Origin of the sequence: Paraburkholderia sp. MM5496-R1, assembly GCF_050436205.1 — a bacterium.
GTDB lineage: Bacteria > Pseudomonadota > Gammaproteobacteria > Burkholderiales > Burkholderiaceae > Paraburkholderia > Paraburkholderia tuberum.
The window spans coordinates 1013669-1029973 of record NZ_JBNDLT010000003.1 but is presented as its reverse complement, the minus strand read 5'-3'; the positions used below and the strand labels follow the sequence as shown (position 1 = coordinate 1029973).

The 16305-nt window shown below is 63.4% G+C and carries 16 protein-coding genes and 1 pseudogene; 8 read left to right on the top strand and 9 right to left on the bottom strand.

Annotated elements, in window-relative coordinates:
- Positions 1 to 24: 24 nt before the first annotated feature.
- Positions 25 to 1287, bottom strand: a complete 1263-nt coding sequence (locus OKW38_RS31035) for a multidrug effflux MFS transporter (RefSeq protein WP_090808007.1) — start codon at positions 1285 to 1287, stop codon at positions 25 to 27.
- Positions 1288 to 1474: 187 nt separating this feature from the next.
- Positions 1475 to 1630 (bottom strand): hypothetical protein, encoded by a 156-nt coding sequence (locus OKW38_RS31030; RefSeq protein WP_244144748.1) that lies wholly within the window; start codon positions 1628 to 1630, stop codon positions 1475 to 1477.
- Between the two features lie 93 nt (positions 1631 to 1723).
- Here OKW38_RS31030 and OKW38_RS31025 point away from each other — a divergent pair.
- Positions 1724 to 2512, top strand: a pseudogene (locus tag OKW38_RS31025) (LysR substrate-binding domain-containing protein); the annotation flags it as partial.
- A gap of 129 nt (positions 2513 to 2641) precedes the next feature.
- On the opposite strand, the gene OKW38_RS31020 reads toward OKW38_RS31025, so the two are convergent.
- The 4 genes from OKW38_RS31020 to metC are packed head-to-tail and all read right to left on the bottom strand — an operon-like array spanning position 2642 to position 6103.
- Complete coding sequence (locus OKW38_RS31020; protein ID WP_090808004.1) at positions 2642 to 3412, bottom strand: amino acid ABC transporter ATP-binding protein; 771 nt, start codon at positions 3410 to 3412, stop codon at positions 2642 to 2644.
- Positions 3409 to 4059 (bottom strand): amino acid ABC transporter permease, encoded by a 651-nt coding sequence (locus OKW38_RS31015; RefSeq protein ID WP_090808002.1) that lies wholly within the window; start codon positions 4057 to 4059, stop codon positions 3409 to 3411. The genes OKW38_RS31020 and OKW38_RS31015 overlap by 4 nt, the downstream gene beginning before the upstream one ends.
- A gap of 2 nt (positions 4060 to 4061) precedes the next feature.
- Entirely contained in the window at positions 4062 to 4901 is an 840-nt protein-coding gene (locus tag OKW38_RS31010; RefSeq protein WP_244144749.1) for an ABC transporter substrate-binding protein, read from the bottom strand.
- A gap of 38 nt (positions 4902 to 4939) precedes the next feature.
- The gene (gene metC, locus OKW38_RS31005; protein ID WP_187630028.1) at positions 4940 to 6103 is read right to left on the bottom strand and encodes a cystathionine beta-lyase; all 1164 of its coding nucleotides are present in this window, start codon (positions 6101 to 6103) and stop codon (positions 4940 to 4942) included.
- A gap of 100 nt (positions 6104 to 6203) precedes the next feature.
- On the opposite strand from metC, the gene OKW38_RS31000 reads away from it, so the two are divergent.
- The 6 genes from OKW38_RS31000 (at position 6204) to OKW38_RS30975 (ending at position 11859) form a co-directional block, all read left to right on the top strand.
- On the top strand, positions 6204 to 7118 hold the full coding sequence (locus OKW38_RS31000; protein ID WP_429364711.1) for a LysR substrate-binding domain-containing protein: 915 nt from the start codon (positions 6204 to 6206) through the stop codon (positions 7116 to 7118).
- 357 nt (positions 7119 to 7475) lie between these two features.
- Positions 7476 to 8075, top strand: a complete 600-nt coding sequence (locus tag OKW38_RS30995; RefSeq protein ID WP_429364709.1) for a cytochrome b — start codon at positions 7476 to 7478, stop codon at positions 8073 to 8075.
- 77 nt (positions 8076 to 8152) lie between these two features.
- Positions 8153 to 9604 (top strand): glycosyltransferase family 2 protein, encoded by a 1452-nt coding sequence (locus OKW38_RS30990; RefSeq protein WP_429364707.1) that lies wholly within the window; start codon positions 8153 to 8155, stop codon positions 9602 to 9604.
- A gap of 213 nt (positions 9605 to 9817) precedes the next feature.
- Positions 9818 to 11008, top strand: coding sequence for a Rieske 2Fe-2S domain-containing protein (locus OKW38_RS30985; RefSeq protein ID WP_429364705.1), 1191 nt, complete (start codon positions 9818 to 9820; stop codon positions 11006 to 11008).
- Positions 11009 to 11228: 220 nt separating this feature from the next.
- Complete coding sequence (locus OKW38_RS30980; protein WP_260321012.1) at positions 11229 to 11354, top strand: hypothetical protein; 126 nt, start codon at positions 11229 to 11231, stop codon at positions 11352 to 11354.
- A 70-nt stretch (positions 11355 to 11424) separates the two neighbouring features.
- Positions 11425 to 11859: a rubredoxin gene (locus tag OKW38_RS30975; RefSeq protein WP_090807985.1), complete on the top strand. Its 435-nt coding sequence runs from the start codon at positions 11425 to 11427 to the stop codon at positions 11857 to 11859.
- Between the two features lie 33 nt (positions 11860 to 11892).
- Here the strand turns inward: OKW38_RS30975 and OKW38_RS30970 are convergent, their stop codons facing one another.
- Complete coding sequence (locus OKW38_RS30970; protein ID WP_429333211.1) at positions 11893 to 12747, bottom strand: oxidoreductase; 855 nt, start codon at positions 12745 to 12747, stop codon at positions 11893 to 11895.
- A gap of 229 nt (positions 12748 to 12976) precedes the next feature.
- Positions 12977 to 13915, bottom strand: a complete 939-nt coding sequence (locus tag OKW38_RS30965) for a LysR family transcriptional regulator (RefSeq protein WP_429364703.1) — start codon at positions 13913 to 13915, stop codon at positions 12977 to 12979.
- A 120-nt stretch (positions 13916 to 14035) separates the two neighbouring features.
- On the opposite strand from OKW38_RS30965, the gene lysA reads away from it, so the two are divergent.
- Positions 14036 to 15292 (top strand): diaminopimelate decarboxylase, encoded by a 1257-nt coding sequence (gene lysA / locus OKW38_RS30960; protein WP_429364701.1) that lies wholly within the window; start codon positions 14036 to 14038, stop codon positions 15290 to 15292.
- 36 nt (positions 15293 to 15328) lie between these two features.
- On the opposite strand, the gene OKW38_RS30955 is transcribed toward lysA, so the two are convergent.
- Positions 15329 to 16249 (bottom strand): LysR substrate-binding domain-containing protein, encoded by a 921-nt coding sequence (locus tag OKW38_RS30955; RefSeq protein WP_429333214.1) that lies wholly within the window; start codon positions 16247 to 16249, stop codon positions 15329 to 15331.
- Positions 16250 to 16305: the final 56 nt, after the last annotated feature.

The window sequence follows — 16305 nt, the reverse complement described above, 5'->3', positions numbered from 1 at the left end:
GTTCGGTCGAGCTCATGTGCCGGCTCACGCTGCCTTGCCGCTCGCGCTCGCCGCGGCCGCAGGCTGTACCTGCTCGAGATGGCGCAGCAGCTTCGTCACCATCACAACGACGACGAACGCGAGGACCACGAAGAACAGCGCGAGCGGTGTGAGCACCTGCACCGACACGAAGCCGGCCAACCCCATCATCGCCGATGAAACCAGCAGCAGCGCGCAGCCGAGAATCGCGCTCGTCAGACCCGCGATGTGCGGGAACAGCGAGTTGCCCTTCGCCATCAGCGTCGGATACATCGCGCCGGCGCAGAAGCCCATCACGAGCACAGGCGTCGCGAGCGTCCACACGCGCAGACCGACCGTCAGCGCGAGCAGCAGCATCGCAAGCGACGCGGCCGCCATCAGCCGTGCGCCGATGCGCAGCCGCTGCTCGGCGCTCGGCAGGCCCGGACCGTGCAGGCGATTCGACAGACCGCCAAGGAAGTACATCATGCCGATGCCGAGCGCGAGGTAGCCGAAGAAGGTCGGCGGCTTGTGCAGCGTGGTCTGCACCATGAACGGCCCGACGATGTTGAACACCAGCAGGATGCTGTAGCACAGGCCCTGCGCGAGGAAGCAGCTCTGGAACACGGGGCTCGCGAGCACTTTGCGCGCGTTCGCGGTCAGCGTGCGCGGTTCGAGATGGACGGGCTTCGGCAAGGTCTCGCGATAACGCCACAGCAGCGCCCACATCACCAGCGAATAGATCAGCAGAAACACGAGGCACGCGCGCCAGCCGAACGCGGTCTGCAGATGCGCGCCGATCACCGGCGCGACGATCGGCGCGAGCCCCCACGCGATCGACATGTACGTGAACGCATGCAGCAAGGCCTGACCCGCGAACGAATCGGTGATGATCGCCTTCGCCAGCAGGTTCGTGCTCGCGATGCCGAAGCCCTGCAGTGCGCGGGCGAGGATGAACGTCTCGAGATTGGGCGCCGCGAGCGACAGCAGGCAGCCGACCGTATAGACCGTCAGACCGAACGCGAGCACGCGCTTGCGGCCATACGCGTCGGCGATCGGACCGAAGATCAGCTGACCGAACGCGTAGGCGGCCATGTAGCCGGTGACGCTGATCTGGATCGCTTGCGGCGAGGTGCCGAAGTAGCGCGCCATCGCGGGCAGCGCGGGCACGTAGATGTCGATGGCGAGCTGTCCGGCGGACGCGAACAGGCAGATCAGGAATAGCAGGAAGCGCGGCGAGTTCGGGGCGGAGTCGGCGGAAGCGGGGTGGTCGGCGGTGGCGTGGCTCATGGGCGCATCGAAAGGGAACACTGGCGGCGCGGGCATCGATGCGTTCGGATATCGAACGGAAAAGGCGCGAATGCCCCCGGCATTATCGCCGGGTATTGTGCCCGTCGTATGGCAGGAAGTGGGATAGTCCCTGGCGGGGGTGTGGAATGGCGCGGCCGACGAGCGCGCTATCCCGCCGCAACGAGGCTCATTTCGCGCAGTCCTCGATCGACCGCAGCAACGCGCCCTGGTCTGCCGGGTCCTGGAAGAACGCGACGAAGCTCGCATGCTCGTCGTTTGCGATGCGGCCGGAGCAGTCCTTGCCTTTGAGCGGGGGGCGAGACGCCGTCCAGATCATCGCCATCACGGCGAAAGCCAGCACGACGCCTGTAAAGACGAGCCCGAGCAGTAAGGACCTGGCGTCGTCCGATATTGCGTCTAGCCGATGCGAAGCCGCCCGCGGCCCGCAATGCATATCGCGGATCTCGAGAGCCGCGTCGGCGCGCCGCTGTTGTCGCGCAAACGCGGTCAGGTGCGGGCCTCGGCGATCGGCGAGACGCTGGTGGCCTATGCGCGTCAGATGCTGGCCAATGCCGAGCAGGCACTGGAGGACGTGCGGCGACAGGTGGAAGGGCTCGGCGGACGGGTTCGGCTCGGCGCTTCCACCGCGGCCATCGCGAATCTGCTGCCGCAGGCGTTGGAACGACTGGCCGCCGGGCATCCCGGCATCGATGTGCAAATCGCCGTGCTGACTTCGCAGGAAACGCTGACGCGACTCGCCCAGGAGTCGCTCGACGTGGGCGTCGTGGCGCTGCCGCAAGCGCTGCTACGAGGGCTATCGATCGAAACATGGCGCCGCGATCCGGTGGTCGCGTTCATGCCGGCCGGGTGGACGTGTCCAGCTCGCATCACGCCGCAATGGATCGCTGCGAAGCCGCTGATTCTGAACGACGCGACCACACGGCTTTCGCGTTTGACGACGGAATGGTTCAGCGCGGCGGGGCAGCACCCCACGCCGCGCATCCAGCTCAACTACTCGGATGCGATCAAGAGTCTCGTCGCAGCGGGATACGGCGCCGCGCTGCTGCCGCAGGAACCGAGCCGCTCGTCGGCCGACGCGCGCATCGTCACACGGGCGCTGCGCCCTGCGTTATGGCGACAGCTGGGCCTGGCCTTTCGCGCGGGTCCCGTGGAGCGTCCGACTCAGCATGTGCTCGACGTATTGCGGAGTTTGCGGTTGAGCTAGCGGGGCTGTGTTACGTCGCCGACGCTTTCCGCCTCTCCTCCTCGCGATAAAGCACGAACTCTTCCGCCAACGCTTTTGCAACGGAAGCCCTACGCGTGATTCAAGGCGGTGTCGCGGCGTACTCAATACTCAGGTCTCGATCAGATGCAGAAACTGCCTTACCCGTGGACTGCTGCCTTCACCAAAGAAGGCTTGCGGTGTCGTGTCTTCGGCAACCACGCCGCCGTCCATAAAAACAACCCGATCCGCTACATCTCGCGCAAACCGCACTTCGTGCGTGACGATCAGCATCGTCATGCCCGCTTTGGCAACGTCGCGCATGACGGTCAGGACATCCTCCCGCAGCGCTGGATCGAGAGCAGACGTGGGCTCGTCGAAGAAGATGACCTCAGGATCCATCGCGAGCGCCCGCGCGATCGCTACGCGCTGCTTCTGACCGCCGGACAGCCGTGCCGGATATTCGTTGGCTTTTGCGGCCAGCCCAACCTGTGTCAGCAGGTGAATTGCGCGCTCCGACGCTTGCGCACGAGGGACACCCTTGACGCTGACCGGACCTTCCATCACGTTTTCCAGTGCTGTCCTGTGCGGAAAGAGGTTAAACGACTGGAACACCATCGCGGTGCGCTGGCGGATCGCGCGGATCTTCTTCTGATTCTGGCGTGACGGTTTTGACAAACCGTTGCATTCGACATCAATGCCGCATACTGTCACGCTGCCGGCATCCGGTACCTCGAGGAAGTTCAGCGAGCGCAGCAGCGTGGTCTTGCCCGACCCGGAGGGACCCATTACAACGACAACCTCGCCTTTCGATACGCTGAAATCGACGCCGCGCAAGACATGGTTGTCGCCAAATGCCTTCGAAAGTCCACGGACTTCAATCGTCCTGATATCAGTATTCATACAAAACGCCTCGAAATGCGATTCTCGAGGACGGTCTGGACGATCGTGAGAATCTGGTTGATGCCCCAGTAGATCAGGCCGACCATCAGGAACATTTCCATGTAGCGGAAGGTGGAGGCGCCGACCTGGTCGGCGACGCGGGTCAGTTCTACCACCGTAATTGTCGAAGCGAGGGATGTATCTTTGATGAGTGCAATCATGCGGCTGCCGACAGGCGGAATGGCGATGCGTAGTCCTTGGGGAAGAATAACCCGCGACATGGCTTTCCAGTAACCCATGCCCAGCGACATCGCAGCTTCCCACTGGCCCTTGTCCACCGCGTTGATGCCGGAACGGAAGTTCTCGCTCAGATACGCGGCCGAAAACAGTGTGAGCGCGAGGAGCGCGGCGGGAACCGGGTCAAGTGTCAGACCGTACCGGGGCAAACCGAAATAGATCAGCAGTATCTGCACGAGCAGCGGCGTACCACGGAAGATGGATACATATGCGAATGCGAAGGCGCGTAGTGCGCCTATGCTGGAGATACGAGCCAAGGCGACAAGCAACCCTAGCGTCGAACCGAGCACAAACGACAACAAACCGAGAAAGAGTGTCATCAGCACCGCACTCTTTAACAGCGGAAGCGAGCGCATGAAAAGCTCGATCATGACTACTCCTTGTGTGCCTTCGCTTTGGTGATCGTGCCGGCCATATCGTAATCTTGCCCGACCCACTTCCTGGCAAGGGCCTCGATCGTCCCGTCAGCCATCATGTCTGCAATCGCCTTATCGACCGCTGCGAGCAGGGCCGGTTGGCCTTTCTGCAAAGCCGGCGCTGATAGCTGGTAGATCAAGGGTTCGCCCACTTCCTTGACCGGTAAATGGTTGACGTTGGCGTACTTCATGCCGCCGAAGTGCGAGATGATGACTGCGTCGATACGTCCATTGCCCAGATCGCTGAAGACGAGTCCCCCGTTATCGTACGAACGAATGTCGGAGTCATGCAGGTGTGCTCGTGCCCAAGTTTCATTGCTCGAGCCAGTGACCACTCCCACTCGCTTGCCTTTAAGGGTTTCCTTGCCCTTAATGTCTGTGTTGCCGGCGGGTACGAAAATGCGGAAATCCTCCACGCCGTATGGTTCGCCGAAATCAACCTGTTGTTGCCGTTCAGGTGTAGGCGTGAGATCGTTCATCACAAGGTCGTACTTGCCCGTCTTCAACCCTTCCACGAAGTTCTTGAACGAATCGGCGACGAATACTACGTTCGGCACGCCAATGCGCTTGCCGACTTCCTTTGCAATTGCAACGTCATAGCCGACAGGTTGATTGTTTTCGTCAAGCATGCTCCATGGGGGACTACTCTGGGTGTTGGCCACGCGCAATGTGCCATTCGCCTTCACCTGCGCGAGAAGATCCGCTGCCTGCACAGTAGCGGGTGAACTGAATGCCGCGGAAAGCGTCACGAAACTCGCTACCGTGGCAAAGCGTCTCCATCCATTGATTGATTTCATCTCGTACTCACTCATCCAGGTAAATTGAATTAAAAAATCTACGCAGCGGTTGCCCGGGCGCGTCCGAATGCGTCAAGACCGGCATTCAGATCCGCAAGCAGCATCGCCGGGTCCTCCAACCCGATCGAAAGGCGCACGATAGGCTGGTCGGTAAGCGGGAACGCACGCTCGGCCTGCAACGGGGCCGGGTAGTAGGCAGCGAGGCTATGCACGCCTCCCCAGCTCGCCCCGATGGGGAAATACTGGAGCGTATCGAAGAATGCGTTGAACGCGTCCTCCGCCGCGGGCTGGAGGATCAGGGAGAAGAGACACCCGCTGCTCGCAAAATCCCGCTTCCAGATGGCATGACCGGCATCGGACGGCAGTGCCGGGAACAGCACCTTGCTCACTTCCGGGTGACGTTCTAGTTCCCTCGCAATCTGCAGCGTTGAGGCGCTCTGGGCAGCGAAGCGGACCTTCAGGGTTTGCAGGCCTCGCATGACGAGGAAGCAGTCATCAGGGCTGGTCTGCTGGCCGAGAACGCTCTGCGTCTCGCGCAAGGTCGCGTAGTAATCCGCGTCGTTCATGCTGATGCAGCCCGCCAGTAGATCCGAATGACCACCAAAAAATTTCGTCGCGGCTTCGACGCTGAAATCCACACCATGTTCGAGCGGCTTGAAAGCGAGCGGACTTGCCCAGGTGTTGTCCATCATCGTCAATACGCCGTGACGTTTCGCGACTTCGACGATCGCCGGAATGTCGGGCATCTCCATCGTCACCGTCCCCGGCGACTCCATGCAGATCATGCGGGTGTTGGGCTTGATGTACTTTTGAATCGCAGCCCCGATTGCCGGCGGATACAGTTCGACCTCGACGTCGAAGTGCGCCAGCCACTTATGCGCGAATGTCTTGAGCGCGCCGTAGCAGGCAGCGGACACCAGCAGGTGATCGCCGCCGCGCACGAAGCCCATCACGGTCGTCATCAGCGCGGATTGACCGGAAGGCGTCACCACGCAATGCGCGCCACCTTCGAGCTCGGCGATGCGGTGCTCCAGTTCACGAGCCGTTGGCGTTCCGGTGATGCCATAGCTGTAACCGTCCGGTTGCCGCTCCTTGCGGCGCGAAAACTCGGCCAGAGAATCGAATACAACTGTCGATGCCCGCATGACAGATGGGGACAGGCTGCGGAACGGCTGCGGCGCTTTCTGGGGATTGCTTGTCATCTTGCTCCCGGCGATGCCTCGTGGTGGATTGATGATCGAAGTTTACTTTTACCCGGGATTGCATCAACATCGGAAATAATTAGGTCAATAAGTGTAGGTTATGCGGATCAGGGATATTGAAGTGTTCAGGGCGGTCATGAACGCAGGAAGCACGAGCAAGGCGGCGGCCCTGCTCGGCATTTCGCAACCGGCTGTCAGTCAGGCCATCAGGCGTCTGGAAACCATGGCGGACTTCGGCCTGTTCGAGCGGATACGCAGCCGGCTCGTTCCCACCCAGGAAGCCGTCGCCCTGATGCGTGAGGTTGACCAGTACTTTCGCGGATTTGAGGTCATCGAGCATCGAATCCGTAGTTTGCGCTCCTACGGATTGGGCCGGATGGCGATCGCCTCTCTGCCGGCACTGGGCACAGGCTTTCTGCCACGTGTCATTGCGGCGTTCGATGCCCCGTCCAGAAACGTGCAAATTTCGCTACAGGTGATGAGTTCGCGCGAAGTGCATGAGAAGGTCTCGGCTGGACAGGTGGATTTCGGCCTGATGTCCGACGAGATGTCGATGGCCGGCCTCGAACACTCGGTGTTCGCGCGTATGCGGGCTGTCGCAGTGATGAACTCGCATCATCCTTTGGCCACGCGTCCTGTCATCGCTGTTGCGGACCTGCCTGAATTTCCTTTCATCGCGCTGAATCCCGAAGACAGCACCAGGCTACGCCTGGAAACGCAACTCACGGCACGCGAAATCCGTCTCAAACCGGTCGTCGAGACGCCGTATTCGCACACGATCTGCGAACTGGCGCTCGCTGGAGTCGGTATAGGAATCGCTCATCCGCTCGTGACGTTGGACTTCGCAGAGCGGGGACTCGTCGTGAAGCCGATCGACATCGAGGTAATGTTCACAGGAGTGCTGGTGTTTCGCCCTGGTACCCCACTCACGGAAACCGCGAGGCAGTTCATGCGGCACATGAGAATGCAGCTCGAACGTGACCAGAAGGCGCTCAAAAGGGTGCTGGCGAATTGATCGGATAGAAATCGGAGACGCTTGATCGCTACATCGCGCCTGGCCTTGTCACGTTCGACACCGCGTTCGAGCGACGGCTCGAACGCGCGCAAGCGCAAGGTGAACACGATGCTGCCGGGCGTCCCGCGCTGATCTGCGGGACGCCAGCCAGAACATGGGCCAAAACACCAGCTAAAAAGCAGCCACGCGAGTGCGATTTGCGCGCGTGTCGTGCCTCCAAAGCTCGAAACAAACTGAAACACGCAGGTTAAGCGCTTTGCGGAATAAAACGGCACACTTGGGCGTTTGCCTGATACCAGTAGCGTCGATTTTCAAACAGCTTTCACGGCATTCATCGCCCTCGCGAACGGAACCCCCATGAACACCCAAGCGAATTCCCTGACCGATTCGACCGATGCCTCTCGCCCGCCGCGCTATACGCGCACCGCGATGACGCTGCACTGGCTGATCGCGTTGCTGATGTGCGTCAATTTCGTGCTCGCTCTGTCCGCCGATTCGCTGCCCGACGACTGGGTGCGTCCGGTGATCGACACACACAAATCGATCGGCATCACGGTGCTCGGGCTCGCGCTGCTGCGCATCCTGTGGCGCGTGTCGCACAAGCCGCCGCCGTTGCCGCGCGAGTTTCCGTCGTGGGAAAAGATTGCCGCGCACCTCGCGCACTTCGCGCTGTATTTGCTGATGATTGCGTTGCCGCTGTCCGGCTGGCTGCACGATTCCGCTTGGAAAGACGCGGCCACGCATCCGATGCAGTGGTTCGGCCTGTTCCAATGGCCGCGCTTCGGCTATGTGATGCATCTCGACCCGACGCTGAAAGAGACGTTGCACGATCGCTTCGGCGCGCTGCATGCGTGGCTCGGTTATGCGCTCTATGCGTTGCTGGCGATGCATATCGGCGGCGCGCTCAAGCATGAGTGGCTCGATCGCAAATCGGTGTTGAAGCGCATGACGCCGTGAAGCCGCCGCGTGTTTTTGATGGCGCGAACACAGCTTCGCCAACTAACCGCAACCCAGTTGAACCTGAAACACTCACCTTGAAGAAGACCCTAGAACAGGCACTCGCTGTCGCGTCGCCGCGCATTCTGCCGCGTCGCGCGACGCTATCGAGCACGCTGATCCATTCCAGCGTCGTCGTGCTGTGGGCACTGCTGTTCGCGCGAGCATTCTTTCTGCGTGGCGCGCTCGCGTGGTCGACCGGTATTGCGTATGTCGCATACGACACGTTGCTGCTCGCGTTCGTCACGTGGAAGTCGTTGCCGCTCACGCGCGGCGCGGCGCCGCTCGAAGCCGACCACGAACGGCGCGAGTTGCCGGCCATGGGTGTCATCGTCGCGTCGCGTAACGAGGCGGCCGTGTTGCCGGTCACGCTCGCCGCGCTGCTGCGGCAAACGCACGGCCCCGCGCAGATCGTGATCGCCGACGACGGCTCCACCGACGCCACCGCCGAGCTGCTCACGCAACGCTTCGGCCTCACGCCCGCCGCCGACGGCGTGCTGAGCGCGCCGAGCTCGCAGCATCCGAACCTGTTCTGGCTGCGCGTGCCGCACGGCGGCAAGGCCCGCGCGCTGAACGCCGCGATCACCGTGATGACGACCGACACCGTGATGACCGTCGACGCCGACACGATGCTCGACGACGACGCCACCTACGCGATGCGCGCCGCGTTCGCGAGCGAGCCGTCGCTCGTCGCGGCAGCGGGCATTCTCGTGCCGGTCTGCGGCAAGTCGCTGTCGGGCCGCGTGTTCCAGTGGTTCCAGACCTACGAGTACATGCGCAACTTCATCGCGCGTTTCGCGTGGATGCGCGCGGACAGCCTGCTGCTGATCTCGGGCGCATTCGCGTCGTTCCGGCGCGATGCGCTCGTCGCGGTCGGCGGCTTCGATCCGCAGTGTCTGGTCGAGGATTACGAACTGATTCACCGGCTGCGCCGCTATTCGGTGGATCACGAGCTCGGCTGGGACGTGCGCGTGGTCGGCGAAGCGCATGCGCGCACCGATGCGCCCGACACCCTCGCAAGCTTTCTGCGCCAGCGCCGCCGCTGGTTCGCGGGCTTCCTGCAGACGCAGTACTGGAACCGCGACATGACCGGCAATCCGCGCTACGGTACGCTCGGCATGCTGATGCTGCCGGTCAAGGCGGTCGACACGATGCAGCCGATCTACGGCCTTACGGCATTCGCATTGCTACTCGGTTTTCTGTTCGGCGGACACGGGGCAATCGTCGTGTCGATCTTCAGCGTGATCGGCCTGAAAACGGCGATCGATCTGGCGTTTTACCTGTGGAGCATCCATCTCTACCGGCGCTGGACCGGCGAGCGCAGTGGCAACAGTCTCGGCATGGCGATGCTCGCGGCCGTTGCGGAGCCGTTCTCGTTCCAGCTCGCGCGTCATCTGGGCGCCGCGCTCGGCTGGCTGCATTTTCTGCGCGGCGGCCGCGCGTGGGGCGTGCAACGGCGCTCCGGGCTCGTTGCGGTCGACGAGGATTGAGCAGCTCGAAGTGCAGGTCAATGTTTCCGTAGGGCGGGTGTGGTAAAGGAAGCTCGTCACCCTGATGCGCGCTGCCGCGCAATGTGTGCTGCGATGCATCGCGCATGCCGGCGAAAGTGCCATGCGGCGGCTGCATCAAGTAGACTGATGAAGATGCCGCACTGCCCTGCAGCGCGGCAACCTTCCATCCGCTGGTGCACGGAGGCTTGACCTATGCATGCAGTTCCCCCGCTCGAACAGGAACAGGAATCCGCAGGCGCAACGCTCGCTGCCGCGCCTGCTCAAGCCACTCACGAGGCGCCGGTGCGCGATCTGCGCCGCGTCGCCATTCATCCGGATTACTGGTACCCACTCGCGTGGTCGCATGAAGTGAAGCGCGGCAAGACGCTCGGCGTGACCTTCGCCGGCGATCCGATCGTGCTCGCGCGCACCGGGAGCGGCAAAGTGTTCGCGCTGGAAGATCGCTGCGCGCATCGGCAGGTGCCGCTGCATCAGGGCGTGGTCGACGGCGAATCGATTCGCTGCGGCTATCACGGCTGGACCTACGACTGCTCGGGCAAGTGCATCGACGTGCCGTACCTGGGCCGCGAGCGTCTACCGAACGGTGTGCGCTCGTATCCGTGTCAGGAAGTGGAGGGGCTGATCTTCGTGTTTCCCGGCGACGCCGCGCTCGCGGAGGAGCGGCCGTTGCCGGGCTTTCGCTCGGTGTCCGACCCGAAGTACAAGACGCGCCGTTTCGGCCGTCCGGTCAAGTGTCATTATTCATTCATGCACGAGAACCTGATGGACATGAATCATCAGTTCCTGCATCGCCGCCAGATGGGGCGCATGCGCGCGCGTTCGCTCGGGCGGCGGCGCGGTGAGGGCTGGGTCGAGGTCGACTACACGTTTGCGCGCATGGAGGGGCAGCAGCCGCTAGGCGAGGCGATGGTGTTCGGCGAGAGGCGCAAGACCGGTGGCTCCGGCGACAAAGACGTCATGACGATCCGCACCGAATACCCGTTCCAGACGCTGCAAATCCGCAACGACGAGCAGACGCTGGTGATGGACCTGTGGATCGTCTATGTGCCGCTCGACCGCGAGCAGCGCACCAACCGAACGTTCGGGCTGCTGTCGATCCGCAAGCCCGGCATTCCGGGTGTGATGAATCTCGCATGGCCGCTGCTGGTGTGGTTCACCGAACGCATTTTCAAGGAGGATCGCGAGATCGTCGAGGCGGAGCAACGCGCCCACGATTCGCAGGGAGCGGACTGGAATCACGAGGTGTTCCCGGTCATCAACGACTTGCGCGCGCTGCTGCGCGAGTGCGGCGCGCCGGACCAGGTGGTCGGCGCGGGCACCGGCGATACGGCGGTGATCCGTTTCTGGGATTCGCGTCACGGCGATCCGCTCGCCAAGACCTGAGCGCGGCGCGGGTGTGTTCACCGGCGCCGCGCACCCCGTCCCGCCACGGCTTTCCCCCTCGCCGGGAATTAATCCATCTTCCCACGGTAGACAATGCGCGGCGCGCGAGCGGCGATAATATCGCCCGGTACTTTGATTGCGCGCGAGTTTGCGCCAATCGACATTCGTCGCGTCCCCACCCGTGTACCATTGCGCTTTTTCCGAACTTCAAGACTCGCTCGTGACCTCGCAACAAACCCCCACCAACTCGCGTAAATCCCTCACTTTGCTGCAGTTGCTTGGCCTGATCGGCGCCGCTGGCCTGATCGCCTCGATCGCGCTGAATCTGCTGGTCCACGCGCACTGAAGCAGCGCCCGCGTCGCGCGGGCGGCCATATGCCGGCGCGTCGCCGGCATTCTCGAGATTTTTGATTGCCATGTACAAGAAGGGCGTAGCCGTAGAAATCCAGTTTTCCCCCGAGCGGCTTAACGACGGCGCCGGCGATCCGTACTGGATCGATCTGACCCACGACGAAGCGCAGCGACTGCTCGACAGCCTGAAGGCGCGGCTCGCGGGAACCGGTAGCGGCACGGTCGCGCCGCTCGTCGTGAGCCTCGATGCGACGGCGCGCACGTGCGCGGCGGATGCCGCTGCGACCGGTACGCCCGATGCGCCGTCGGCCGCGAACGTCGCCACAGCCGACGACTTCAAGCAATGGGTCTGCGTGATCTGCGGCTGGGTCTACGACGAAGCCGCAGGCGTGCCGGAAGAGGGCATCGCGCCGGGCACGCGCTGGGCCGATGTGCCGGCCGATTGGCGCTGCCCGCTGTGCGATGTGGGCAAGGAAGATTTTGCGCTGGTGGAGTTTTAAACGGCGGGCCGAGGCTCGCCTGATAAACCCGCTCTACGCCGTCCCTTCCGGATAATCCGCCCCCTCGCTCGTCGCTCGCCAGGTGTCGAAATCGCCGCGCAGAAAGTCGAGCTTCCTGTACGCGAGATCGAGCGCGGTCTTGCCGAGCAGCAGACGCAGCGGCGGCGCGTCCGACAACGCCGCATCGATGATCGCCTGCGCGGCTCGCACCGGGTCGCCGGCCTGGTTGCCGCTGCGCGCTTCGGTCTGCTTGCGGCGCTCGCCGGCGGTCGACGCATAGTCGTCGATCAACGTTGCCGACTGCTTGATCGACGGACCCGCCCAGTTGGTGCGAAACGGCCCAGGCTCGACGATCAGCACGCCGATGCCGAGTGGTTTCACTTCCAGCGCGAGCGATTCCGACAGCCCTTCCACTGCGTACTTCGTCGCATGGTAGTAGCCGGTCGCCGCGAAACTCGCAATCCCGCCAATCGACGACACGTTGACGATCAAACCGCTGCGCTGCTCACGCATGATCGGCAGCACGGCCTTCGTGATGTCGACGAGGCCGAACACGTTGGTCTCGAACATCGCGCGGACTTCGCTGTCCTCGCCTTCCTCGATCGCGGCCAGATAACCGTAGCCCGCGTTGTTGACGAGCGCGTCGACGCGGCCGAAATGGCGCTTCGCCTGCGCGACCACGGTTTCTATCTGCGCGCGATTGGTCACGTCGAGCGGCAGCACCAGCGCGCGCTCGCCGTGCCCCTCTGCGATGTCCTTCACTTTCGATGCATCGCGCGCGGTGACGACCGCGCGCCAGCCGCGTTCGAGCACGAGCTTCGCGAGCTCGCGGCCGAAGCCGGTGGAACAGCCTGTGATCAGCCAGACGGGATTGTCTCGATTCATCATTTGGAACACTCCTGTTGAGGGTCTATGACGTGAAGACTGGGAAACGGCGCTAACAACGGCGCCCCGATGCGGCGCAGACGCGCGGCGCGTCGGTAATCGGTATGCGGGTGATGTCAGCTCGAAGCGTGCCCGGTTCGCGCGGCGGACGGTTCGGGCGATGGCCCCGCGCGAACGCGCGTGGCGCTGCGCGGATTCGCCCGGCGATGAAGCGGGGACGCCGCCGTGACTGCTATGAATGCGATGACCGCTTGGGGCTGGTGCGGCGCTTCAATTGTAGCCGCAGCGCGGCGGCTTCGCTTTGCAGTGCGCCGACGAACGCGTCCGCGAGCGGATGCGCGGGCCGGTGCTCGGGACGGATCACGCTGACGCGAAACGGCAGCGACGACGCGAGCGGCCGGATATGCAGATTCTGGCCCGCGAAATCGAGCGCGGTCAGCGGATTGACGATCGCAATGCCGAGCCCTTGCCGCACGAAGCTGCACACGGACACCGCGGTCGGCGTTTCGATCAGCAGGCGGCGCGCGATGCCGGCTCGCGCGAACGCTTCGTCGATTTGCAGCCGGTATGGATCGTTCGCGGACAGGCTGATGAACGCCTGATCGGCGAAATCTTTCAATGCGATCACGCGTTTCGCGAGCAGCGGGTGAGCGTCGGGCAGCACACACACTTCATCGACCGCGATGAGCGGCGTGAGCCGCGTGCCGGGCGGCGGCGCGTCGTGCTCGGTGAGGCCGAGGTCGTAGCGCTGCGCGCTCAGCCATTCTTCGAGAAACGGCGATTCCTGCGTCGCGATCGATACGCTGACGCCCGGCTGCACATCGTGAAAGCGTTTGACGGCGCCCGGCAGGATCGAATGCGAAAACACCGGCAGCGCGATCACGGACAGCTGGCCACCCTTGAATTCGCGCAGCGCGGCCGCGGTCGACGCGACGCGTTCGAGCCCGACATACGCGCGCTTGATCTCGTCGAACAGCGTCAGCGCGGATTGCGTGGGACGTAGCCGGCCCTGCACTCGCTCGAACAACGCGAAGCCGATGCTCTGTTCCATGCGCGCAAGTTCGCGGCTTACGGTGGGCTGCGACGTGAACAGCATCTCGGCTGCCTTGGTCACGCTGCCGGCCGTCATCAGCGCGCGGAAGATTTCGATGTGCCGGTGCGTGAGCGCCATGGTGGGTCCGTGCTATATCAAAAGTGAATAGGTGAGCAATAGATTGGTATTTTACTGAATGATCGCCACGGATCATCATGTCGGCTATCGCTTTCGCAAAGCTTCGACATGCAACCGACCATGACGCCATTCGACTCCCATCAACTCGCCGACCTCGCGCGCCAGCACGGCACGCCGCTATGGGTCTATGACGCCGACACGATCCGCCGGCGCATCGCGCAGTTGCGCAGTTTCGACACGATCCGCTACGCGCAGAAGGCCTGTTCGAACGTGCACATCCTGAAGCTGATGCGCGACGAAGGCGTGATGGTCGATGCGGTCTCTTTGGGTGAACTCGCGCGCGGTTTTGCCGCGGGTTATGCGGCTCAACCCGCATCGAACGGTGGGCCCGAAGGCGTCGTCTTCACCGCCGACGTGCTCGACCACGCGACGCTGGCCACCGTGCTCGACGAGCGAATCACGGTCAACGCCGGCTCGCCCGACATGCTCGAACGGCTCGGGAGACACGCGAGCGAAGGCCATCGCGTGTGGCTGCGGATCAATCCCGGCTTCGGTCACGGCCACAGCAGCAAGACCAACACAGGCGGCGAGCACAGCAAGCACGGCATCTGGCGCGATGAACTGCCACGCGCGCTTGAACTGGTGCGGCGCTATCGGCTGAAGCTCGTCGGGCTGCATATGCATATCGGCTCGGGTGTCGATTACGCGCATCTCGCGAAAGTGTGCGATGCGATGGTCGATGCGGTGTCGCAACTCGATCAGGATATCGAGGCGATTTCCGCGGGTGGTGGTTTGTCGGTGCCGTATCGCGATGACGAGCTAAGTGTCGATACCGCGCATTATTTCCGGCTGTGGGACGACGCGCGGCGCCGCATCGAAGCACGCGTCGGGCATCGCGTGCGACTCGAAATCGAACCGGGGCGCTTTCTGGTCGCGCAGGCAGGTGTACTCGTCGCCGAAGTGCACGCGCTGAACCGGCGGCCGTCGCGGCAATTCGCGTTGCTTGATGCGGGCTTCAACGACCTGGTGCGGCCGTCGTACTACGGCAGTTATCACGAGATCAGCGTGCTTCGGCGCAACGGCACGCCGAGCGATGCGCCGGCCGGCTCGTTCAGCGTGGCGGGGCCACTGTGCGAAGCCGGCGACGTGTTCACGCAGGCGCAAGGCGGTGTCGTCACGAGCCGGTCGATGCCCGCGCCTCAAATGGGCGACCTGCTCGTGTTCCACGACACGGGCGCGTACGGCGCGTCGATGTCATCGAACTACAACAGCCGGCCGCTCGCGCCCGAGGTGCTGATCGAGCGCGGCAACGCGCGGCTGATCCGGCGCAGGCAGCGCATCGAAGAACTGATAGCGCTCGAAGCAACGGCGGCTTGAGCGGCGCATTGGAGCTCAACACTCAACACTCAACGCTCAATGCGCCCGCACCGCGCGCGTGTACGACGCCATCATCGTCGCGAACTCCTGCGCGGCTGGGGTCAGCGGAATCGCGGCGCGTTGCAGCAGACAGACGTTCTGCTGCAACGCGCGCTCGCGCACGGGGATCGTCGTCAGCACGTCCGCGAACGGCCCGCGCTTCGCGATGACCGATGATTCGAGCGACAGGCAATCAGTCGCGGCTACCAGGTGCAGCGTCTCGTACAAGCCCTCGACGGTCGCGACGATCTTCGGCGGCGGCAAGCCGTAGCTATCGAACAGATGGCTCAACCGGTTGACGTGCGGCTCCTCGGTCAGATTCGGCGAGCGCGTTGTCACCCACCTGCAATCGACGAGTTCGGCGAGCGACTTCGCGCGCGCCTTCGGATGACCGCGCCGGCACACGATCACCGGGTCGGACGGATAGAGCGGCGTGACCGACAGATCGGCGGTGTCGGTCTGCTTCGATACGAGCGCGACAGCGAAATCCAGCGTGCCTTCGCGGATCCACGAAATCATCATGCGCGACGTGCCCGTGCGCAGATGCACGGCGACGCGCTCGAAGCGCGCACGAAATTCCATCAACACGGGCGCGAACGCGTCGACGAGCGGCTCTGTCGTCATGCCGAACGTGACCTCGCCCACGTAGTCGCCGCGCAGTTGCCGCACGTCCTCCTCGGCACGCTCGCATTCACCGAGGATCGCGCCGGCCCGCTGCAGCAGCCGCTGGCCCAGCGCGGTCAGCGCAATGCCGCGATTGGTGCGCGTGAACAGCGTCGCGCCGAGCATCGATTCGAGGTTCTGCAACTGCTGCGTGATGCCGCTTTGCGCGATGCCGAGCGCGCGCGAGGCCGCGCGGATGCTGCCATGCTCGGCGACCGCCGTGAACGCGCGCAGCTGGGAAATCGTCAATGCCATGGCGACAGGGTTTGCTGATCGGTAAAAGTGATCATGATAGTCCGAACGGGACTTCT

Bases quoted from the DNA above. Each gene is read 5' to 3' on its own strand.
- OKW38_RS30995 (WP_429364709.1), top strand. From the start codon at position 7,476: ATGAACACCCAAGCGAATTCCCTGACCGATTCGACCGATGCCTCTCGC.
- OKW38_RS31000 (WP_429364711.1), top strand. From the start codon at position 6,204: ATGCGGATCAGGGATATTGAAGTGTTCAGGGCGGTCATGAACGCAGGA.
- OKW38_RS31010 (WP_244144749.1), bottom strand. From the start codon at position 4,901: ATGAAATCAATCAATGGATGGAGACGCTTTGCCACGGTAGCGAGTTTC.
- lysA (WP_429364701.1), top strand. From the start codon at position 14,036: ATGACGCCATTCGACTCCCATCAACTCGCCGACCTCGCGCGCCAGCAC.
- OKW38_RS31020 (WP_090808004.1), bottom strand. From the start codon at position 3,412: ATGAATACTGATATCAGGACGATTGAAGTCCGTGGACTTTCGAAGGCA.
- OKW38_RS30965 (WP_429364703.1), bottom strand. From the start codon at position 13,915: ATGGCGCTCACGCACCGGCACATCGAAATCTTCCGCGCGCTGATGACG.
- OKW38_RS31015 (WP_090808002.1), bottom strand. From the start codon at position 4,059: ATGATCGAGCTTTTCATGCGCTCGCTTCCGCTGTTAAAGAGTGCGGTG.
- OKW38_RS30955 (WP_429333214.1), bottom strand. From the start codon at position 16,249: ATGGCATTGACGATTTCCCAGCTGCGCGCGTTCACGGCGGTCGCCGAG.
- OKW38_RS31030 (WP_244144748.1), bottom strand. From the start codon at position 1,630: ATGGCGATGATCTGGACGGCGTCTCGCCCCCCGCTCAAAGGCAAGGAC.
- metC (WP_187630028.1), bottom strand. From the start codon at position 6,103: ATGACAAGCAATCCCCAGAAAGCGCCGCAGCCGTTCCGCAGCCTGTCC.
- OKW38_RS30970 (WP_429333211.1), bottom strand. From the start codon at position 12,747: ATGATGAATCGAGACAATCCCGTCTGGCTGATCACAGGCTGTTCCACC.
- OKW38_RS31035 (WP_090808007.1), bottom strand. From the start codon at position 1,287: ATGAGCCACGCCACCGCCGACCACCCCGCTTCCGCCGACTCCGCCCCG.
- OKW38_RS30975 (WP_090807985.1), top strand. From the start codon at position 11,425: ATGTACAAGAAGGGCGTAGCCGTAGAAATCCAGTTTTCCCCCGAGCGG.
- OKW38_RS30985 (WP_429364705.1), top strand. From the start codon at position 9,818: ATGCATGCAGTTCCCCCGCTCGAACAGGAACAGGAATCCGCAGGCGCA.